The following is a 22,389-nucleotide window of genomic DNA, read 5'->3' on the forward strand; positions in this document are numbered from 1 at the left end:
GGATTGACGCTTGTTCACTGCTTACCCCACCAACTGATTGAGAGACAGAATCGGCAGCAGAATGGCCAGTACGATCACCAGCACCACCGCCCCCATAAAGACCAGCATAAAGGGCTCGAACAGCCCCACCAGCAGCGCCACTTGGGCACCTAAATCGTTTTCCTGATTGCGCGCGGTGCGTGCCAGCATCTGGTCCAGCTCACCCGAGCGTTCACCGCTGGCGATCATATGCAGCATCATCGGCGGAAACTGCCCACTGGCTTCCAGCGCGCGGGTCAGGCTGCCTCCCTCGCGCACCTTCTGCGCGGCAATCACCACATCGGCGCGAATCACTCGATTGGCTATCACCTGCGCGCCGATGCCCAGGGCTTCCACCAGCGGCACGCCGCTGCGGGTCAGAATCGCCAGGGTCGAGGCAAAGCGTGCGCAGTCGGTGGCACGAATCAAGCGCCCTACCAGCGGGATGCGCAGCAAGAAGCCATGCCAACGTGCCTTGACCGCATCATCACGCAGCGCCCAGCGCAGGGCGAACACACCCAGAATCGCGATAATCACCGCCAGCCAGCCCCAGCCCTTGACCCAATCACTCAGGGCAATCAGGCCACGGGTCAGCGCCGGCAGAGTTTGCCCGGAGTCGACAAACACCCGCACCACATCCGGCACCACATAGCCGAGCAGGAAGCCGACAATCAGCAAGGACGCGCACATCAGAATCAGTGGATAGAGCAGCGCCAGCTGGATTTTCTGCCGCGATTGCTGGCGTTGCTCGGTGTAGTCGGCCAATTGCTCCAGCACCGGGCCGAGATGGCCAGCATGCTCACCCGCCGCCACGGTGGCGCGGTACAACTCGGGAAAAGCCGAAGGGAATTCTTTCAAGCTACTGGCCAGGTCATGACCTTCCAGCACCCGCGCGCGCACGGCCAGCAACATGCTTTGGATACGCGGCGAACTGGCCTGGGCAGCCGCAGCGCGCAAAGACTCCTCAATGGGCAAGGCAGCCTGCACCAAGGTGGCCAATTGACGGGTGATCAACGCCAGGTCGCGGGCGGAAATACCCCGGTTAAAACTGAAGTGCGAGCCCGCACAGGCATGTTCACGGGTACGCGTGGCTTTGACATCCAGCGGCGCCAACTGTCGCTCCCGCAGAATCTGCCGCACCTGGCGCGCGCTGTCGGCTTCCAGCACGCCTTTCTGCTGGCGGCCTTTGGCATCGAGGGCGAGGTATTCGAACGCGGCCATTATTCTTCTCGGGTCACGCGCAGCACTTCCTCAACCGTGGTCGCCCCTTCCAGCACCTTGCGCCGGCCATCCTCACGGATGCTCGGGCCGAGGGTGCGGGCGTGGCGGGTCATGTCCTGTTCGGAGGCGGCGTTGTGAATCAGCGTGCGCAAGTGGTCATCAAACACCACCAGCTCATAGATACCGGTACGGCCGCGGTAGCCCTGCTGATGGCACTCGGCGCAGCCGCGGGCGTGGAACAGGGTCGGTGGCTGTGCGAACGGCACACCGAGCAATTTGCACTCGGCTTCGTCGGCCTGGTAGGCCTCCTTGCAATGCGGGCAGAGCACCCGCACCAGGCGCTGGGCCAGCACGCCGAGCAAGGACGACGACAGCAGAAACGGCTCGATGCCCATGTCTACCAGACGGGTAATCGCGCCGATGGCACTGTTGGTGTGCAGGGTCGAGAGCACCAGGTGGCCGGTCAATGAAGCCTGCACGGCGATTTCCGCGGTTTCCTTGTCGCGAATCTCGCCGACCATCACCACGTCCGGGTCCTGACGCAGGATGGCGCGCAGGCCGCGAGCGAAGGTCATATCGACCTTGGAGTTGACCTGGGTTTGGCCGATGCCCTCGAGGTGATATTCGATGGGGTCTTCGACGGTAAGAATATTGCGTGTGCGGTCATTCAAGCTAACCAAGCTGGCGTACAGCGTGGTGGTCTTACCCGAGCCGGTAGGCCCGGTGACCAGCAGAATGCCGTGGGGCTTGCGCACTGTGGCTTCCATCAGGTCGCGGTCGCGCGCGCTCATGCCCAGATGCTGCAGGTTGAGGCGGCCAGCCTGCTTGTCGAGCAGGCGCAGCACCACGCGCTCGCCATTGGCCGACGGCAGGGTCGAGACCCGCACATCCACCTCGCGGCCGCCGACTTTCAGGGAAATCCGCCCATCCTGAGGGATGCGCTTCTCGGCAATATCTAACCGCGCCATCACCTTGATCCGCGACACCAGCAACGCCGCCAGCTCGCGCTTGGGTTCCAGCACCTCACGCAGAATACCGTCCACCCGGAAGCGTACGACTAAACGTTTTTCGAAGGTTTCCAGGTGGATATCCGAGGCGTTTTCCTTGATCGCCTCACCGAGGATGGCGTTGATCAAGCGAATGATCGGTGCGTCGTCTTCCTGCTCCAGCAGGTCTTCGGTTTCCGGCACCTGCTCGGCCAGCGCCGCCAGATCGAGGCTACCGCCGATATCCTCGGCCAACTGCATGGACGCCGAATCATGCTGGTAGGCCTTGGCCAGGGCCTGCTCAAAGGCCTCCAGCGACAGCGCCTGCAACGGCAGCTGCGCACCGACAAAGCGCTGAGCCTCGCTCAGTGCCACCAGTTCAACGCCAACACGGTAAGCCAGGCAAGGGAGGCCGCCCTCCACAACGAGGACCACACCGTGACGCCTGGCAAAGCTGAAAGGTAAACGCCGTGATGGCACTTCTGTAAGCAACGCATTCATCCGTAATATGCCTTAAGCACAGAAAGCTGATGATGAACCCAAGAATATCAAGCAAGGGCTCAAAAACTGGGGTTTTGCAACATAGTTGTTGTAAGTTAGCCGCAATAGAGCGAAAAACAGCGCGCTATCTTTAGCACATTGAACTGGTCTATACACTACCCCAACCAGGGGCTGCCAAATGCTTGGCAAATGTCTATGATCAGCGCGCGAACCACACCACATAATAATAAGTTACGGAGTGACGCCCCCCTTGCAGCTTATGGTTCCCCAACGCTGGCTACAGCGCCAGGCCACCTCCCTTGCTGGCATCGCGCTGATTCTTGTTATGAGCATCAGCCTGGCCTGGCAGAGCGCCGATTGGCTGCGCTTACTGCGTGCGCCGGTGGCAGCCAGCAGCAACAGCGCAAGCGAAGCGCCAGCGGCGGCAGTCAACCCCGAGATCGGCCAGCTGTTCGGCAGCAGTAGCGCGGCCAACGATGGCCCCGCCCCTAGCACCAACCTGCGCCTGACCCTGCTCGGCAGCTTTGTGCATGCCGATCCACAACGCTCCACTGCCATCATCCTCAGCGAAGGCAGCACGGCCCAGCGCTACAGCGTCAACAGCGAAATCAGCAGCGGCGTACGCCTGCATTCGGTGGCTGCCGACCGCGTCGAGCTGCTGCGCAACGGCCGCCGCGAAAGCCTCAGTTTCCCGCTCAACAGTTCGACCGCTGGCAGCCTGCAGAGCAACAGCCAGGAGGTTATGGCCGACCCGCTTGAGCAGCTCAGCGAGATGGAATCCGATGATCTGAGCCAACTGCGTGAGCGTATGGACGCCCTGCGCCAGCAGATGCACGACTCCGGCAGCCTGCCGGGCACTGCTGAACCCACCGAACAGCCCATGGAAGAAAACTGACACGATGACTCCGACTCTCTCGCGCCTTACCTTCGCCCTGCTGGCCGCTGGCCTGGCCTGCAGTTCGCTGCCACTGAGCGCTGCCGTTACCGCCGTCGCGCCGAGTGCCAGCCAGCAGGAAGAAAGCTGGACCATCAACCTCAAGGGCGCCGATATCCGTGAGTTTATCGACCAGGTCGCGCAGATCAGCGGGCAGACCTTTGTCGTTGATCCACGGGTCAAAGGCCAGGTCAGTGTGGTGTCCAACAGCCCACTGACGCTGACCGAGGTCTACCAGCTATTTCTCTCGGTAATGGCCACCCACGGCTTCAGCGTGATTACCCAGGGCGACCAGGCGCGCATCGTGCCCAACGCCGAGGCCAAGGCCGACGCCGATGCCGGGCGCAACGCGCCGGATCGTTTGGAAACCCGCTTGATTCAGGTGCAACATGGCTCGGCCACCGAACTGATTCCGCTGATCCGCCCACTGGTGCCGCAATACGGCCACCTGGCGGCGATCAGTAGCGCCAACGCGATCATCATCAGCGACCGCACGGCCAATATCGAACGTATCGAAGACCTGCTGCGTCAGCTCGACCAGAAAGGCCAGAACGACTACAGCGTGCTCAACCTGCAGCATGCTTGGGTCATGGACACCGCCGAAGTACTGCGCAATGCCGTGGATCGCGGCCAGGCCAAGGGCGCTTCCGGCACCCAGGTGATTGCCGACGGCCGCACCAACCGCCTGATTCTGCTCGGCCCACCGGCTGCGCGAGCCAAACTGGTGGCGCTGGCACAATCGCTGGACACCCCTACCAGCCGCTCGGCCAATACCCGGGTGATCCGCTTGCGTCATGGCGATGCCAAGGGCCTGGCAGAAACCCTCGGCGAAATTTCCGAAAAACTCAAACCGGAAGCCGGCGGCGAAACCACCGGCAAGCCGCAGACCATCCTGATCCGCGCCGACGAGAGCCTCAACGCCCTGGTGCTACTGGCCGAGCCCGATGTGGTGGCAACCCTGGAAGATATCGTGCGCCAGCTCGACGTACCGCGCGCCCAGGTGATGGTCGAAGCGGCGATTGTCGAAGTATCCGGCGACATTACCGATGCCCTCGGTGTGCAGTGGGCCGTGGATGGCCGCGGCAGCACCGGCGGCCTGGGCGGCACCAATTTCAGCGGCACCGGACTGTCGATAGGACGGGTGCTGCAAGCCATTCAGGACAACAAGGGCGACGCCGACAACAACACCCTGGCCAACTTGCCGGATGGTGCGATTATCGGCCTGGGCACCGACAGTTTCGGCGTGCTGATTACCGCTTTGTCAGCCAACAGTAAAAGCAACCTGCTGTCGACACCGAGCCTGCTGACTCTCGATCACCAGAAAGCGGAAATCCTGGTCGGGCAGAACGTGCCGTTCCAGACTGGCTCTTTTACCACCAGCGGCTCGGGCGCCGACAACCCCTTCACCACCATTGAGCGCCAGGACATCGGCGTGACCCTGAAAGTCACCCCGCATATCAATGATGGCGCCAGCCTGCGTCTGGAAATCGAGCAGGAAATCTCCTCCATCGCGCCCACCAGCCAGGGCGTAAATGCCGTCGACCTGATCACCAACAAACGCTCGATCAAAAGCACCATCCTCGCCGAAAATGGCCAGGTCATTGTGCTCGGCGGGCTGATTCAGGATGACGTGACCCAGGCCGACTCCAAGGTGCCGCTGCTCGGTGATATTCCGCTGCTCGGCCGCCTGTTCCGCTCGACCAAGGAAACCCGCATCAAGCGCAACCTGATGGTCTTCCTGCGCCCGACCGTGATCCGCGACGCGGCTGGCATGGCGGCTTTATCCGGGAAAAAATACAGCGACATCCGCGTGCTGGGCGATATCCGCGAGAACTACAGCCCCGGCATCCTGCCGCGTGACCCGGTGCAACTGTTCGACCAGGCCGTGCCTGAGGCTATCGACCTGCGCGAGTAACCTCGCGCTACACCTCGACGCCATGGACAGGACGGCATAGAAATAGAAAAGGCCTCGGTATCTACCGAGGCCTTTTTGTTTAGCGCGACTAACGCTTATTTGTCTTCGTTACGCTGGTGCTTGAAGAACACCCCGTTGTCGCCAAAGGCCGAGGCGATAAAGGCTGAGGTCAGTTCCATCTCGCCAATCTTCACCGCGCTGTTACGCCGTTGCGCGGCATAGCTGCGGCTGATGGATGGAATGATCGAGGTCTTAATCTCCATCGAGGTGGCATACACGTCATAGACCTTAGTGCCGGCATTCAAGGTCAGCAGGTCCGTGCGGAAGTCATGGGCCGTGCTGGCGAAGCGGTTGCGCAGCTCTGTACGCGGCACAAAATAGATCTGCGTTGGCGCCTTGGGTTTAGCCACGGCAGCGCCAGCCTGGGTGACTTCTGCCATGTCGTTGAGCAGCAGCAGCGTCGGTTTCAGGCTTACCGCCGAAAACAGAATAGTCGTGCCCAGGGTGTCATTGGCTTCCGGCACCACATACTGCGATAGCTCGTTGGCGAAGAAATTATGGTTAGCGCCCTGCCCGCTCAGGGTGTACAGCGCCGAGACGTTCTCCGACGGCTTGCCATCGACAAAGGCCTTCCAGGCCAGGCCTGGAGCAAAACCACGGTCAGCCGGATCACCGGTCACCGACAAACGCAGCAACCCACTATCAGAGCCCTGGAACAGGCCGCTGTAAGGGTTGTTCGGTACCGCGACGAACTTGACCTTGGCCATCACACCACGGGGGTGAATCGGCTTCTCATAACCGGCCGGGGCCACGTCGCTGCGCACCTTCACCTTGTTCCACAGAATCGAGCCGATCAGCCCACCGACATTGACGCGCTGCAACGCCGGCAGCTGGTCTGCCGCGTATTGGGTGCGCAGTGCGCCGTTGACCCAGAGGTTTTCCTGCTTGTTGGCCCCAGGCCAGCTTTCGTAATCCGCCGGAATATTCAGGCCCCAGGGTTTGAAGGCGTTGTCCACACCGGCCAGGCTGGTTTGCAGCTGCGGGTTATGCCGACGCAGCACATCCACCATGGTGGTGTGCTCGACCCAGTCGATCCCTTCCTGGGTGTACACCTCTGGGCGGTAGTCCTTGGTATAGAAACGGTCGGCCATCAGCCGGCGCGAGGCGTTCATGATAAAGATTTGGAACGCCGTTTCACCAAAGGCAAAGCCCTCCGGGCGTACGGTTTCCGCCAACTGACCGACCAGGGTGTCGATCTTCTCGATGTCGTTGTTGTACAGACGCTTGAGTTCGGCCAGGGTCGCGGCGTCCTTGGTCAGGTCCTCAAACTTGGTGATCGGGTTGAGGCCGATCTGCCGACGGAACTCGTTGTAGCGCGGCACACCCCGCTCGCGGTCACGCAGCACGTCGATGGCGGCCAGGTCGATATCGCCCACCAGTGGCATCGACAGGTTACGCAGGAAGTTCGGGTAGTTGTTCAGCGTCAGCGAACCGGGATTGGTGATGCCGAAGGAGTACCACAGGCGTTCCGGCCGCTCGACGTTGAGCAGGTTCTCGGCGTCGCGGTCACGGGTGTTCTGCAGCGCGATGGTGCGCGCAACCTGGTTCGAGCCGATGTCATACACCTGCACGTTGTCGCGCATCAGCGGGTGCATGCGGTACACCGCGACAAACTCTTCGGTGAGGGTGAACGGCACACCATAGTTGTTCGGCGCGGTGGAGCCGACGATGCCGGTCAAGGCGTGGTCGATGGCACTGTTGCCAACGCCCGGCGCCACATTCGGATCGAAGCCGAGGATGCGCTTGACGAAGGAATCGGAGCGCGCCAAATCCGCCTGCAGCATGCGCACTTCCGCCTGGAAGTCGTCACGCGGGCCGCCCTGGCCGAGCAAACCCCACCAGTTGGAGTACATGGCGCGCTCGGTGATCGGGTTGGCGATCACCGCCGGGGTCCACTCCACGGTATGGATCTTGGCCATCAGCGCCGAGTTGATCAGGCGCGCGCGGTCGTATAGCCACTGGTCGCTCTGCGCCGGGTACTTCTGCTTAAGCTTGCTGGCGATGGCGTTGTGTTCGAGGGTGAACAGCTGATGCAGCATGCTCAGACCCAACCACCAGTTTTCGTTGAAACCGGTCACCGGCTTGCCACTGAGCAACTCGGTGGGCAAGGTGCCGTTGGCATTGACCTTGAGCTTGCCGTCAACAAACGAGCGCACCTTGTCGTTGGTTTCCTTGCTGCTGCCATACAGCTGCGAGCCGTCCCACCAGTGGGTGTTGTGGTTACGGTAGGTTTGCGGCTTGCCGGCGTCAGCGCTGCTGCGCGTCGGGTCGGGCTGGGTGCGCTTGACCGACATGCTGCCACTGCCCAGCACGTCGCCCGGCGGCAGCGGAAACTGGATCGGATCGGCGTCGGCATTCGGGCCGTGGTCGAACCAGTCGTGCACCATAAATTGAATCCAGGCGGCGGCGATAAAGTTCAGGCTCGGTGCCGGCTTGAACTCTTCACGCGCCATCAGGCTGTTACTCACTTCGCGCGGGTTGGGGCTGAGCAAGGTAGTGGTTTCACCCTGAGTCACCGCCGGGTTGACGTTACGGCCGAAACGCCGATACACCGAACCCTCGGCCGGGTTGCTGAGAATGTTGCAGGTGCCATCTTCGGTACGGGCCGCCAGGCTGCGCGCATCGCAGGTGATGTTGGCGTTGTAGCCCGCGTAATTTTCGACATCGAAGAGGTTGTTCTCGAACAACGCCTGGCGTTCGACCGCCAGCACCAGTAGCCCGGAGACTACGCCCAACGTTCCCAGCTTGGTCAAAGCTGGCCAAGTGACCCATACCGACATGGCTAATGCTCCCGTTTTTATTGTTGTACGGACAAGGCGGCTGCTGACATAGCAGCGCAGGATCAAGCCTATCGACGGGTACGGCGCAACGCCCCCTTCCAGCGGAGGGGCTATGGCCAATCAGTTATGCAGAGCGGTCTAGTTGAGCGAGGCGCGCGGCCGGACGGCGAGAATCGCCTCGGTGCGGCTGGAGACATTGAGCTTGGAGTAGATGTTTTTCAGGTGCCATTTGGTGGTGGACAAGGCGATACCAGTCTTGTCGCTGATCTGCGTGTTCGACAGGCCGCTCAGCAGGCACTCGAACACTTCCACCTCACGCCCGGTCAGCAGGCCGCAGGCCAACGCATCAAGCGGCGGCGCAGCCTGAATACCCTGGAGAAATTCGCCGTAGTGCTCACGGTACTTGTCTGGCACCACCAACAACCCGGCCTGTGCCAGGTCCAGCACGCCAGCGGCAAACCCCGGAGCCTCATCGAATACCGAGCGGTTGATATTGACGATGCCATAGGTCTCGACCAGAACGCCCAGCGCCGCCAGCTGCTGCCCCTTGCTCTGGCTGGGCGCCGCCAGCACCAGGCGGTTGGCTTCGACGATCAGCAACCGCGCACGCATCTCGCTTTGCCGCAACGAGGTCGCCAGCACCTTGAGAATCCGCTCGGCCTGGGCCTGTGCGCCGCGTGCCTGCAGCCAGTACACACAGGCCAAACCCTGGCGCTCCCAGTTTTCGTCATAGGCGCGCACGCTCTCCCACTCCCCCGCCTGTAGCCGCCCTGGCAGATCGTAACGCTGAGCCACGGCGTCCATGCCGGCGCCCTTACCGCTCAGGTAGGCCTGACGCATGCTCTCCTGGGCCACCTGGCTAACAAAGCGCGCGTAGTTGCCCAGCTGCAGGATGCACGACAGCTGGTCGAGCAAGCGGCTGGCGCGCGCCGCCTGCTGCTGCCGGTGCAACAGCCGCGACAAGGTGATGTAGACCGTGGCAATCGCCTCGGTGGCCGAGGATGAGTTGACCATTGCCATCAGCTCGTCGCACAGCCGCTGCGCCTCGACCAGCTGATTCTGCTCATACAGCACCACCACCATCGCCGTGGCCCGGTTGATCCAGGCCGGAGCCGCTTTGTCGGTGCGTAGATAATCGCTGCACACCTCTTTGCGCGCATGGGTGGCGCGACCGGCATTGCGGTGGCAGAGCGCGATAATCAGATCGGTGTAGCTTTCAAGAAAGCTGTGCCCGCACTGCGCGAGCAACTGCTTGGACTCACTGGCAAAACGAATCGCATCCTGCAGACGCACCGCCAACAAATGCTGGTAGGCAATCACCGCCAGGGTGCAGGCGCGGATTTCCAGGTCCTGCCCCGGCCCGAGCAAATCACGCCAGGCCGGCGGCGGTACAAAGTCCTTGTCCTGCTCGAACAGCCCCAGCAGCAGGGCGAGAAACTGCCGCGTCGCCGGCTCCAGATTAGCGCCCGGCACGGTCTGCTCCAGGCCGTCGAGCAAGTCCAGATGGTAATGCGCCTGATGAAAACGCCGCGACAGCGACAACGCAGCAATCAGCCAGCCGAGCAGCTTGGGTTGCGCCAGTAGCAGCGCCTCTGGCAGTGGTTCGAGCCAACGCAGAATGTCGCCGAACTGCCCGCTGCGCACCCATGACGCACAGCAGTGCTCCAGCAGCCCGAGGAAGATGCGCTGATCGCTACAGTGCCGGGCATGCTGCAACGCCTGCTCATACTCGCCCAGGCTCAGGTAATAGTCGGCAGCGCGGCTGTGCAGCTGATCCAGGCGCGCGTATTCCTCGACCTGCAGGCGGCGACAGAGAAAATCCTGCAACAGGGCGTGAAAACGGAACCAGCCGGGCTGATTTTCCACCGGCAGCAGGAACAGCTGGCGCTCAGCCAATTCTTCCAGCAGCAACGCCGAGCCATTGCGCTGCATCACATAGTCGCAAAGCGCACCGTCAAAGCGCTCGAACAGGCCACTGCACAGCAGAAACTCGCGCAGGTTCGGCGGCAACTGGCGCAGCACCACATGGCCGAAGTAATCGACAATTTCCGGCTGGCTGCCGTTAAAGCGCTGCAGCGCCTGGGTGCCAAAGCGCGCGTAGGCTAGCAAGGCAATCTTCACCCCCGCCACCCAGCCTTCGGTCATGCCCAGCAGGCTGTCGACATACGCCTGACTCAGCGCCTGACCACCCAGGTGGGTATTGAGCTGCTGCACCTGTTCGGCCGACAGGCGCAGGTCATGCTGATCAATACACCGCAGGCGGTTTTCCAGCTTCAGCTGGCTCAGGGCAAAACCTGGGTGATTACGGCTGGCGATGATCAGGTGGACATGCGCTGGCAACTTCTCCAGCAGCGCCGCCATCACCTCAAGAATGCTGCGCGACTCGATCCACTGAAAATCATCCAGCACGATAAACAGCGGGCCCTCTACCCGCGCCAGGGCATCAGCGAGCAGCTCGCCCAATAGCTGCGGCGACAGGCTGGAAGCCACCGCCAGAGGGTTGAACCAGGACGTATCGAAGTCGCCCATTTGAGCGCGAATGCTGTCAGCCAGACGGCGGAAAAAACACAGCGGGTCGTTGTCCCGCGCTTGCAGCGGGTAATGCACCACCGCCGCAGCGCAACAGCCGCGCCAGTGTTGCAACAGCGTCGACTTTCCCGAACCGGCAGGGGCCAACAGCAACGTCAGGGCAAAATCTTCACTGCGCGCCAACAGGTTCAGCAGGCTCTGGCGGAGCACACCGTTGGCAGGCAGCACGCATGGCTGAAGTCGGTCCATCAGGCAGACCCTGTTCTTATTATTCGTCGCACGGTCAGACGCCGCGCTTGGCGGTGGATGCTAGCGCCTGCGCACCTTCAAACTTTGAAGTGCGTCATGTTTTACCCGCCGCTAGCCAAAGGTTTGCCCACAGCTGAACGCGCCCGAGGATGTGGCAAGGCAAGGGAGTACATTTGGGGAGAAATGAAGCAGCCTGGCGGGCCGGGAAGGCTCGCCAGGTATGCAGAACGACTTAGAGCGCCGCCAGACCGCGAGCCAGGTCGGCTTGCAGGTCAGCCAGGTCTTCCAGGCCCACCGCGACGCGGATCAGGTTGTCACGAATACCGGCGTTAGCACGCTCGGCAGGGCTCAAACGACCATGCGAGGTGGTCGCCGGGTGGGCGATGGTGGTCTTGGTGTCACCGAGGTTGGTGGTGATCGAAATCACCCGCGTGGCATCGATAAAACGCCAAGCCGCTTCTTTGCCGCCCTTGACCTCAAAACTGACCACGGCACCGAAAGCACTCTGCTGACGCTTGGCCAACTCATGCTGCGGGTGGCTGGGCAAACCGGCGTAATACACATGCTCGATGCCGGGCTGTTGCTGCAGCCACTGGGCCAATTGCAGCGCGCTGGCGCAATGCGCCTGCATACGGATGCGCAGGGTTTCCAGGCCTTTGAGGAAGATCCAGGCATTGAACGGGCTGAGTGTCGGCCCGGCGGTGCGCAGAAAGCCCACCACTTCAGTCATCAGCTTGGCCGACCCGGCGACCACGCCGCCCATGCTGCGGCCCTGACCGTCGATGTATTTGGTCGCCGAGTGCATCACCACGTCGGCACCGAGCTTCAGCGGCTGTTGCAGCGCCGGGGTGCAGAAGCAGTTGTCCACCGCCAGCAGTGCGCCCTTGCTGTGGGCGATGTCCGCCAATGCGGCGATATCCACCAGCTCGGCCAACGGATTGGACGGCGACTCGACAAACAGCAGCTTGGTGTTGGCCTTGAAGGCAGCGGCCCAGCCATCAAGATCAGCCAGCGGCACGTAGTCAACCTGCACGCCAAAGCGCTTGAGGTACTTCTCGAACAGGCTGATGGTCGAACCGAATACGCTGCGCGACACCAGTACGTGGTCGCCGGCGCTGCACAGGCTCATGACAATGGCCAGAATCGCCGACATGCCGGATGAGGTCGCGACCGCCTGCTCAGCGCCTTCCAGGGCTGCAATGCGCTCTTCGAAAGCACGCACGGTCGGGTTGGTGTAACGCGAGTAGACGTTGCCCGGCACTTCGCCGGCAAAGCGCGCGGCAGCATCGGCCGCGGTGCGGAATACGTAGCTGGAGGTTGGGTAGATCGCCTCGCTGTGCTCACCTTCTGGCGAGCGATGCTGACCGGCGCGAACCGCCAAGGTATCGAAGCCCACGCCGTCGAGATCGCTGTCCAGACGCCCGGCTTGCCATTCAATCGTCATTGCCAATCCCCTCAACCGGCCCGCCGCAGCGGGCCGGACTGCAACCTAGTTGTTGTACAGGTCGATAATCGCGCTGACGGCCTGGGACTTGACCTTCGAGGCATCGTTGCGGGCCTGCTCAATCTTGTCCAGGTAAGCCTCATCGATATCGCCGGTCACGTATTTACCGTCGAACACCGCACAGTCGAAATTGTCGATCTTGACCTTCTTGCTACCACTGACCGCTTCGATCAGATCCGGCAGATCCTGGTAGATCAGCCAGTCGGCGCCGATCAGCTCGCAAACTTCCTCGGTGGTGCGGCCGTGCGCAATCAGCTCATGGGCGCTAGGCATGTCGATGCCGTACACGTTCGGGTAACGCACCGCTGGCGCGGCCGAACAGAAGTACACGTTCTTCGCCCCGGCTTCGCGGGCCATCTGGATGATCTGCTTACAGGTGGTGCCGCGCACGATGGAGTCATCCACCAGCATCACGTTCTTGCCGCGAAATTCCAGCTCAATGGCGTTGAGCTTCTGCCGCACGGATTTTTTGCGCGCCGCCTGGCCCGGCATGATAAAGGTGCGGCCGATATAACGGTTCTTGACGAAGCCTTCGCGGAACTTCACACCCAGATGATTGGCCAGTTCCAGCGCCGCGGTGCGGCTGGTATCCGGGATCGGGATAACCACATCGATGTCATGCTGCGGACGCTCACGGAGGATCTTGTCGGCCAGCTTCTCGCCCATACGCAGGCGCGCCTTGTACACCGAGATGCCATCCATGATCGAATCCGGACGCGCCAGATAGACGTGTTCGAAGATGCACGGAGCATATTTAGGGTTCGCCGCGCACTGACGGGTAAACAGCTTGCCTTCCTCGGTGATGTACACCGCTTCGCCCGGCGCGAGGTCGCGAATCAGGGTGAAGCCGAGCACGTCGAGCGAGACGCTTTCCGAGGCGATCATGTATTCCACGCCTTCGTCGGTATGACGCTGACCGAAGACGATCGGGCGGATGCCGTTAGGGTCGCGGAAACCGACGATGCCGTAACCAGTAATCATCGCCACCACCGCATAACCACCCAGGCAGCGCTCGTGCACGTCAGTCACGGCAGCGAACACGTCTTCTTCGGTGGGCTGCAGCTTGCCGCGCTGGGCCAGCTCGTGAGCGAACACGTTAAGCAGCACTTCCGAATCGGAGTTGGTGTTGACGTGGCGCAGGTCAGACTCGTAAATCTCCTTGGCCAGCTGCTCGACGTTGGTCAAGTTGCCGTTGTGCGCCAGGGTGATGCCATACGGCGAGTTGACGTAGAACGGCTGCGCTTCGGCCGAGCTGGAGCTACCCGCAGTCGGGTAGCGCACGTGGCCAATGCCCATATGGCCGACCAGGCGCTGCATGTGGCGCTGTTGGAACACGTCACGCACCAGGCCGTTGTCCTTGCGCAGGAACAGACGGCCATCATGGCTGGTGACAATACCGGCAGCATCCTGGCCGCGGTGCTGGAGGACGGTCAGCCCGTCATACAGCGCCTGATTGACGTTCGATTTACCGACGATACCGACAATGCCGCACATGTGACGCAACCCCTACTCAATGAAACACGATGATTCGCAATGCACTTACGGCAGTTTAGGCTGCTGCAGTGCCTCTTTGAACGGTAACTCCACCGGCGCAGTAACGCCGCTGGCCAGCCACTCACTGGACAGACCCAGGATCAGGTTTTTCGACCAATCAGCAACCATCAGAAAATGCGGTACAAGTGCTGATTCCTGCCACCAGCTGTCTTGCTGCACCGGCGCCAGACTGATCAGACCAACCAGCACCACGACCAGCAGGCCGCCGCGCGCCGCGCCGAAGACCATGCCGAGAAAACGATCGGTCCCTGACAGCCCGGTCACCCGGATCAACTCACCAATCAGGTAATTGACCAGGGCACCTACCAACAGGGTGACCACAAATAGAATCGCGCAACCTGCAATCACGCGCGCCGAAGGCGTGTCGATAAAATCCACCAGGTGCTGCGACAGTGCGCCGCCGAACATCCAAGCGACCACACCAGCAATGATCCAGGTAAGCAGTGACAGGGCTTCCTTGACGAAGCCTCGGCTCAGACTGATCAGACTTGAAACGGCGACAACGGCGATAATCGCCCAATCGACCCAGGTGAATGCCACGATGCAGGTTACCGACGGGAAAGGCGCTGCATTTTAGCAGAGCACCTGTGCGAGGCGTAAGCAAAGGATTCGCCAACCGCTGAAATGCCCGGCCAGCCTAGTGGCGGGCCAGACAGTTCGGCTTGGCGAAGTACGCCAAGCCGCTTGCTCAGCCCGCTTCGGGCTGAAAACGCACCACAAAACCATTGAGTTTGTGCTGACGATTGAGCTGATCACGCAGGCGATCCGCCTCGGCACGCTCAATCAGCGGCCCGACAAACACCCGGTTCATGCCATCGACGCTGCGGATATAGGCGTTATAGCCCTGACTGCGCAGGGTTTTCTGCAGTTTCTGTGCGCCGTCGCTACTGGACAGGCTCGCCAGCTGCACCGACCAACTGATTGGCAGGCTATTGGCATCCAGCTTACTCGGTGCAGGTTGAGTCGGCGCTACCACAGGCTCAGGCACGGCAGCTGGTGTCGCTGGAGTGATTGGTGCGACCGGCTGCTCAACCACAACAGGCTCGCTTGGCTCCAGGCTTTGCGCAGCGTCGGCACCGATAGGCTCATCAGGCAACAACTGTGGTTCAGGCACTGCTACCGGCTGTAATTCGACCTCAGGGGCCTCGGGCGCCGCAGGCATTGCCGGTGCATCAACCTGAACCCGCTGCGACTCATCTTCACGCGACAGCAACATCGGCAGGAAAATCACTGCCAGCGCCAGCAATACCAGCGCACCGACCATGCGCTGCTTCAATCCCTTATCCAGCAAAGCCATCCTGCACGCCCCCATTGGCTTGGCGGGCCAGCCAATCCAGGGCCTCGGCCACGCAGTAGAAAGATCCAAACAGCAGCACTTCATCCCCAGCCGAAGCCTGCTCACACTGAGCTTCAAGCGCTGCCTGCACACTGGCATAAGCGGCCGCTCGCGCCCCGCTGTTATGCAGATGCGCCTGCAACTCGGCTGCTGCGCGCGTGCGACTGGTCGGCAAAGCCGCCACCGCCCAACTGTCCACCTCGCTCAGCAAAGGCGCCAGCACACCGGGCAGGTCCTTGTCAGCCAGTAAACCGAACACTGCCAGGCGCTTGCCTGATAGCGAACGACTGGCCAAACGCTGTGCGAGGTACTCGGCAGCATGGGGATTATGCCCAACATCGAGCAGCAGCGTGAGTGACTTGCCCTGCCAATTAAGCATTCTGCGATCCAGTCGCCCGGTCACTCGCGTCTGCTGCAGTGCCTGACTGATCACCTCGGGCTGCCAGGGCAATTGCATCACGGCATAAGCCTGTAAAGCCAATGCAGCGTTTTCCATGGGCAGATCGAGCAGCGGCAAGTGCGCCAGGCTCAGCACTTCGCCTTGATGATTGAGGCCGTACCAGGACCAATCCTGCGCAGTGATGCTCAGGTCATAGTCACGGCCACGCAGGAAGAACGGAGCGTCGAGCAGCGCGACCTGATCAAGCAGAGGCTGTGGCGGCTCAAGGTCACCACACAAGGCAGGCTTGCCGGCGCGGAAGATCCCGGCCTTCTCGAAGGCAACCGATTCACGGGTATCACCCAGCCAGTCGGCATGATCAATGCCGATACTGGTGACCAAAGCGATGTCGGCATCCAGCAGATTCACTGCATCCAGCCGACCACCGAGACCGACCTCCAGCACCAGCGCATCCAGACCGGCCTGCTGAAACAGCCAGAACGCCGCCAGGGTGCCCATCTCGAAATAGGTCAGCGAGGTGTCGCCACGCGCAGCCTCGACCACGGCGAAGGCCTCACAGAGCATGGCATCAGTGGCTTCAACGCCCGAAATCTGCACCCGCTCGTTGTAGCGCAGCAGGTGCGGCGAGCTGTAAACACCCACCTTGAGCCCCTGCACTCGCAGCAGCGAGGCAATAAACGCACAGGTCGAGCCCTTGCCATTGGTCCCGGTGACGGTAATCACCCGCGGCGCCAGCTTGGCCAAGCCAAGACGCTGCAAAACGATCCGCGAGCGCTCCAGGCCCATATCAATGGCGCTGGGATGCAATTGCTCCAGATAGCTCAGCCAATCGGCAAGGGAGCGCTCGGTCATGCAGTCGCCGGCAAAGCTACAGGCGACGGCAGCCCCATCAACTGAGCCAGCAGGCGCGCCAGGCGCGGACGCAGTTCCGCACGGTGAATGATCATGTCGATGGCGCCGTGCTCCAGAAGGAATTCGCTGCGCTGGAAGCCTTCTGGCAGTTTCTCGCGCACGGTTTGCTCGATCACACGCGGGCCGGCAAAACCGATCAGCGCGCGTGGCTCGGCGACAATAACATCACCGAGCATGGCCAGGCTGGCAGATACGCCGCCATACACCGGGTCGGTCAGCACGGAAATAAACGGAATACCTTCTTCACGCAGACGCGCCAATACGGCCGAAGTTTTAGCCATCTGCATCAGCGAGATCAGCGCTTCCTGCATGCGCGCACCGCCTGATGCGGAGAAGCACACCAGCGGGCAACGCTGCTCCAGGGCGGCATTGGCGGCGCGGACAAAGCGCTCACCAACGATGGCGCCCATCGAACCGCCCATAAAGGAGAATTCGAACGCGCAGGTCACAATCGGCATGCCTTCCAGGGTGCCGCGAATGGACACTAGGGCATCTTTCTCACCGGTCTGCTTCTGCGCACCGCTGAGGCGATCCTTATACTTCTTGCTGTCGCGAAACTTCAGGCGATCAACCGGTTCAAGGTCGGCGCCCAGCTCTTCACGCCCCTCGGCATCGAGGAAGATATCCAGGCGCGCGCGGGCATCGATACGCATGTGATGGTTGCACTTGGGGCAAACATCCAAGGTCTTTTCCAGCTCAGGCTTGTACAACACCGAATCGCAGGACGGGCATTTGTGCCACAGGCCTTCGGGCACCGAACTCTTTTTGACCTCGGAACGCATGATCGATGGGATCAGTTTGTCTACCAACCAGTTGCTCATGCTCTTGACTCTCCAAAGCTGTTAACCGGACGGGCTGCGCTAAATGCGACCAGGCCTAACCGGGAAAATTCATGGGTACAGTCGTTTCAGGGGCCGGCGCACTGCCATCAGCACTTACTCACCCGCCGCCTCGAACGACCGCCTGCAGCGTTTATCCAACCTGCAACAGGGTTATGGACGGCCAAGCCAGCAGCGTCGTCACATCAACCCTGCACACCTCAAACCGTCTTTACTGCCTGCATAAAAGCGCGAATCTTCTCGGCATCCTTGATGCCCTTGGCCTTTTCCACGCCACCGCTGACATCCACGGCATAGGGACGCACCTGCGCGATGGCCTGCGCAACGTTCTCAGCCGTCAGGCCGCCCGCCAGAATAATCGGCTTGCTCAAACCCTGTGGCACCAGCGACCAATCGAATGCTTCGCCCGTACCACCTGGAATACCTGGCACATAGGTGTCCAGCAATACGCCGCTGGCATTCCTGTACAGCGCCACCTGCGCGGCAATATCGTCACCTGGCTTGACCCGCAACGCCTTGATATAGGGACGGTGGTAGCCATCACAGCTTTCCGGGCTCTCATCGCCATGGAACTGCAGCAGATCAAGCGGCACTGCGTCGAGAATTTCACCCAGCTCGCAGCGGCTGGCATCAACAAACAGGCCCACCGTGGTCACAAAGGGCGGCAAGGCAGCAATGATCGAGCGCGCCTGCTGCAGCGTGACCGCGCGCGGGCTCTTGGCATAAAACACCAGGCCAATGGCATCTGCACCCGCCTCGACAGCCGACAATGCATCCTCTATGCGGGTAATGCCACAAATCTTGCTGCGAACGGCTGACAACAGGATGACCTCGATAAATTCAGTGGAAGCCGGATGCTAGCAAATAGCCTTTCAGGCGTCAGCCGCCACATCCGGCAAGCCCGAAAGAAAGTGCGGGCCCAGGTAGCGCTTGGGCAAGTCGAACTCCTCGGGGTAATCAACCTGCACCAGGTACAAGCCATAGGGATGCGCGGTCACTCCGCCGGTACGACGCACGCGGGTTTCCAGCACTTCCTGCGCCCACTCAACCGGCCGCTCACCCGTACCAATGGTCATCAGCACCCCGGCGATATTGCGCACCATATGATGCAGAAACGCATTGGCGCGGATATCCAGCACGATAAACCGCCCGTACTGCAGTAACTCCAGATGGTGCACGGTCTTGATCGGCGACTTGGCCTGACACTGGCGCGCGCGGAAGGCACTGAAATCATGGGTACCGATAAATGCGCGGGACGCCTGACGCATACGCTCGACATCCAGCGGCCGATGATTCCAGGTGACTTCTTCGGCCATATGCGCCGGACGAATCTGGTCGTTATAGATCACATAACGGTAGCGCCGCGCCTGGGCGCAAAAACGCGCATCAAAGTGCGCCGGCATCGACTTGGCCCAGGTCACGCTGATATCACCGGGCAGGTTCATGTTCGCACCCATGACCCAGGCATGCATGGAGCGCTCGACCGGCGTATTGAAATGCACCACCTGGGCACTGGCATGCACCAGCGCATCGGTGCGCCCGGCGCAGCTTAGAGTTACCGGAACACCGCCAGCGACTTTCGCCAGGGCTTTTTCCAGCGACTCCTGAATTGAAGGCACACCGGCGCGCTGGCGCTGAAAGCCGCGATAGCGCGAGCCTTTGTACTCGACACCCAGGGCTATCTTGAAAACGCCAACGGCAGCCGAATCGGCTGCCGTTGTAGTAAGACCATCAGACATGTATCAGACCAATTTAGCGATCAGCTCACGCGCTTCATTTTGCTGACCTTCGTTACCTTCGGTGATGACTTCATCGAGGATATCGCGAGCACCTTCGGTATCACCCATGTCGATGTAGGCGCGAGCCAGGTCGAGCTTGGTTGCCGTCTCGTCGGTACCCGAGAGGAAGTCGAAGTCATCGTCATTATCCATGCTGGACGAAGCGGCGCTTGCCGACACGTCCAGATCCGCAGGCTGATCCAGGTCATCAGACAGCAGGTCCAGCTCAGCGCTGACTTCATCCAGCTGAGCAGCGAAGCTGTCGCTGGATGGCTGCGCAGGTGCTTCATCATTCAGCGACAGATCGAAATCAGCCGACAGATCGAAATCACCGCCCGCTTGCTCACTCGGCAGATCAAAACCTGGCTCCGCCACAACCGGCGCTGCACTTGGCTCATCATCCAGACTCAGCAGGAAATCATCTTCAGCGGCTGCCGCAGGCTTGGCTGGAGTATCCAGATCTAGGCTGAAGTCAGCCAGATCACCACTCAGGTCGAGACCGCTATCGCCGCTATCAGCCAGGCTCAGGTCAAAACCCAGGTCATCGTCTTTGTTATCGGCTTGCTCAACTGGCGAGCTGAAGTCCAGGTCGTCATCCAGTGACAAGCTATCCAGATCATCCAGCGAAGCGTTGTTACCAGCAGCTTGCAGATCACGATCCAGCTCGGACTCAAGGTCATCCAGGCTCAGATCGAATGCATCATCCTGATCGCCAGTGGCGGCTTTCGGGCTCGGCTCGTCCAGGGCCAGATCGTCCAGGCTGAAGCTGTCCAGATTCTCTTCAGCAGCAGCCGCGGCAGCAAAGCCCGCACCGGCCGCAACGGCCATGGCTGGGTAACGGGCCTTAATCTGATCAAGCTCGGCAGCACTGCCACCAATTTCACGCAGTTCGTTGTCCTGGCGGGCGAAACCATTGCGATCGCCCATCTCGGCATAGACTTCCATCAATTTCAGACGCAGATCACTGCGCTGCGGCTCATCATTGATGGCGCCTTGCAGCAGTTCAGCAGCCTGAGGGAAGCGACCATAGGCGATGTAGATATCCGCCTCGCCCAACGCATCACCGGTTTGCGCAGTCACGCGCTCTTCGCTCGGCAGATCCGCTTGTTGACCATCCAGATCGTCCGCCATACCGGCAAAGCTGTCATCCGGCAGATCCAGGCCAGCGCCCAAATCAGACGAACCGTCATCTGCGGCCAGGCTTTCCTGCAATTCGGCTTCTTTCAGCGCATTGCGGCGCGACAGCATCATCAGCGCAACCAGCAATATCAGCAGCGCACCGCCACCAGCGGCGCCCAGCAACATCGGGTTGGCCAGCAGGTCATCGATAGTGCTGCTTTCAGCTTGCGGCTCGGCCACTACCGGTGCTTCGACAACCGGAGCAACGGGCGTTACCGGAGCTGGCTCGGGAGCAGCAATCGGAGCCGGCTCAGGCGCCGCTACTGGCGCAACAGCTTCTGGTTGGGCGGCAGGCTCTTCGCTGTAATTAAAATCCGTCTCGCCAGTTGCTGCAGGCACTACAGGAGTCGCTGCAGCTGGATCTTGTGGCGCGGCTTCAGGGGCCGGCTCAACTGGAGCAGCCGGGGTTTCCGCTACAGGGGTTGCTGGGACGGCAGGAGCAACGGCTGGCGCCTGACCTTGCGCAGCAAGATCAGCCTGCAGTTTGGCCATCTGGTCGTCTTTCAACTGGATCAGGCGCTGCAGTTTGTCGAGCTGGCTCTGCAGATCTGTCATGCGGCCTTTCAGTTCATCGTTTTCACGACGGCTGGAGTCCAGGCTTTCCTGGGTCACGGCCAACTTGTCAGTCAGTGCCTTGCTGTCAGCTGCGCCCTTGTCGCTGCCGGCGGTAGCTTTACCGCTATCAGCAGCAACCAGTTTCAAGCTATCGCCGGTTTCAACCTTGGCTGGAGTCGCGGCGGCGCTGGTGCGTTTGGTGGCATCCAGTTGACGGGCGCTGGCGGCGACACTGCGCCCTTCACGCCAGGCGGTATTCTGTTCGGTAACCTGAGCCAGGGCTTCGCCCTGAGCACGGCTCTTGACCTGCTGTTCATCCGGCAGGCGCAGTACCTGACCACTTTTCAGGCGGTTGATATTGCCGCCGATAAAGGCGTCGGGGTTCAGATCCTGAATCGCCAGCATGGCCTGATGCACGCTGCCGCCGGCACGCGCACGCTGGGCAATTTCCCAGAGGGTGTCGTTGGCGGTGGTTTTGTATTCATTGCCTTGCAGCGGTTTGGCTGCTGGCGCAGAAGGTGCTGCCGGAGCCACAGGCGCTGCTGGTTGAGCTGCAGCAGTTACTGGACGCGGCGCAGGGGCTGGCGCTTGCACACGTGGAGCAGGCGCTGGTGCAGCTACAGGCATCTGCGCGGCTGCAGGAATAACGCTTTGCGGGGTATACAGCGGCGGATCAAGCAACAGGGTGTATTCACGCAGCAAACGGCCATTCGGCCAGAGCACTTCAACCAGGAAGTTCAGGTAAGGCTCACGCATGGGTTTGCTGGAGGTCACCCGAATGACGCTTTTGCCATTGGGCTTGAGCACCGGTGTGAATTTCAGGTCAGTCAGGAAGAACTGACGATCAACGCCGGCTTTATTGAATGCTTCCGGGGACGCCAAGGTCGGTATAACTTCATTGGAAGCCAGGTCACGCACCTCCAGCAACTCAATCTCAGCCACTAGCGGCTGATTGAGCGCCGATTGCAGGGTCACTTCACCCAGCCCCAGCGCGTGCGCCATACCGGATGACAGCGCCGAAGCAGCTGCGATTGCCAGCACCAGTTTGCGAACCCGAACCATAGCGTTATCCCTTGTTTTATCTTTTTTTCTCGACCAGCGAGAGGATGTTGAAAATTGCTGCCTGCCACACCCGAAGG

15 protein-coding genes are annotated in these 22,389 nt (G+C 61.0%); 2 read left to right on the forward strand and 13 right to left on the reverse strand.

From position 1 onward, the window contains the following. Positions 1–21: 21 nt before the first annotated feature. Positions 22–1,239, reverse strand: coding sequence for a GspF family T2SS innner membrane protein variant XcpS (gene xcpS, locus Q8O69_RS18210; RefSeq protein ID WP_305593621.1), 1,218 nt, complete (start codon positions 1,237–1,239; stop codon positions 22–24). After that, a complete protein-coding gene (gene gspE, locus Q8O69_RS18215) occupies positions 1,239–2,726 on the reverse strand; it encodes a type II secretion system ATPase GspE (protein WP_305593622.1) in 1,488 nt (495 codons plus the stop codon). The genes xcpS and gspE overlap by 1 nt, the downstream gene beginning before the upstream one ends. Positions 2,727–3,051: 325 nt before the next feature. Here gspE and Q8O69_RS18220 point away from each other — a divergent pair, with 325 nt between their 5' ends. Further along, positions 3,052–3,621: a type II secretion system protein N gene (locus Q8O69_RS18220; protein WP_305593623.1), complete on the forward strand. Its 570-nt coding sequence runs from the start codon at positions 3,052–3,054 to the stop codon at positions 3,619–3,621. A 4-nt stretch (positions 3,622–3,625) separates the two neighbouring features. Further along, positions 3,626–5,575 (forward strand): type II secretion system secretin GspD, encoded by a 1,950-nt coding sequence (gene gspD / locus Q8O69_RS18225; RefSeq protein WP_305593624.1) that lies wholly within the window; start codon positions 3,626–3,628, stop codon positions 5,573–5,575. Positions 5,576–5,670: 95 nt separating this feature from the next. On the opposite strand, the gene Q8O69_RS18230 is transcribed toward gspD, so the two are convergent. From Q8O69_RS18230 to Q8O69_RS18280, 11 genes are all read right to left on the reverse strand, one after another. Then, on the reverse strand, positions 5,671–8,415 hold the full coding sequence (locus tag Q8O69_RS18230; RefSeq protein WP_305593625.1) for a peroxidase family protein: 2,745 nt from the start codon (positions 8,413–8,415) through the stop codon (positions 5,671–5,673). A 138-nt stretch (positions 8,416–8,553) separates the two neighbouring features. Continuing rightward, positions 8,554–11,193, reverse strand: a complete 2,640-nt coding sequence (locus Q8O69_RS18235) for a LuxR C-terminal-related transcriptional regulator (RefSeq protein WP_305593626.1) — start codon at positions 11,191–11,193, stop codon at positions 8,554–8,556. A 232-nt stretch (positions 11,194–11,425) separates the two neighbouring features. Next, positions 11,426–12,637: an O-succinylhomoserine sulfhydrylase gene (locus Q8O69_RS18240; protein WP_305593627.1), complete on the reverse strand. Its 1,212-nt coding sequence runs from the start codon at positions 12,635–12,637 to the stop codon at positions 11,426–11,428. A gap of 45 nt (positions 12,638–12,682) precedes the next feature. Beyond that, complete coding sequence (gene purF, locus Q8O69_RS18245) at positions 12,683–14,191, reverse strand: amidophosphoribosyltransferase (protein ID WP_305593628.1); 1,509 nt, start codon at positions 14,189–14,191, stop codon at positions 12,683–12,685. 45 nt (positions 14,192–14,236) lie between these two features. Further along, entirely contained in the window at positions 14,237–14,791 is a 555-nt protein-coding gene (locus tag Q8O69_RS18250; RefSeq protein WP_305593629.1) for a CvpA family protein, read from the reverse strand. 148 nt (positions 14,792–14,939) lie between these two features. Then, positions 14,940–15,548 (reverse strand): SPOR domain-containing protein, encoded by a 609-nt coding sequence (locus Q8O69_RS18255; protein ID WP_305593630.1) that lies wholly within the window; start codon positions 15,546–15,548, stop codon positions 14,940–14,942. Further along, a complete protein-coding gene (gene folC, locus Q8O69_RS18260; protein WP_305593631.1) occupies positions 15,532–16,839 on the reverse strand; it encodes a bifunctional tetrahydrofolate synthase/dihydrofolate synthase in 1,308 nt (435 codons plus the stop codon). The genes Q8O69_RS18255 and folC overlap by 17 nt, the downstream gene beginning before the upstream one ends. Further along, on the reverse strand, positions 16,836–17,720 hold the full coding sequence (accD, locus tag Q8O69_RS18265) for an acetyl-CoA carboxylase, carboxyltransferase subunit beta (RefSeq protein ID WP_275963096.1): 885 nt from the start codon (positions 17,718–17,720) through the stop codon (positions 16,836–16,838). The genes folC and accD overlap by 4 nt, the downstream gene beginning before the upstream one ends. Positions 17,721–17,938: 218 nt before the next feature. Then, a complete protein-coding gene (locus tag Q8O69_RS18270) occupies positions 17,939–18,559 on the reverse strand; it encodes a phosphoribosylanthranilate isomerase (protein WP_305593632.1) in 621 nt (206 codons plus the stop codon). Between the two features lie 51 nt (positions 18,560–18,610). Beyond that, a complete protein-coding gene (truA, locus tag Q8O69_RS18275) occupies positions 18,611–19,477 on the reverse strand; it encodes a tRNA pseudouridine(38-40) synthase TruA (protein ID WP_304864231.1) in 867 nt (288 codons plus the stop codon). Positions 19,478–19,480: 3 nt separating this feature from the next. Continuing rightward, positions 19,481–22,312, reverse strand: coding sequence for a FimV/HubP family polar landmark protein (locus Q8O69_RS18280; protein WP_305593633.1), 2,832 nt, complete (start codon positions 22,310–22,312; stop codon positions 19,481–19,483). Positions 22,313–22,389: the final 77 nt, after the last annotated feature.

The organism is Pseudomonas sp., assembly GCF_030690725.1.
Lineage (GTDB): Bacteria > Pseudomonadota > Gammaproteobacteria > Pseudomonadales > Pseudomonadaceae > Aquipseudomonas.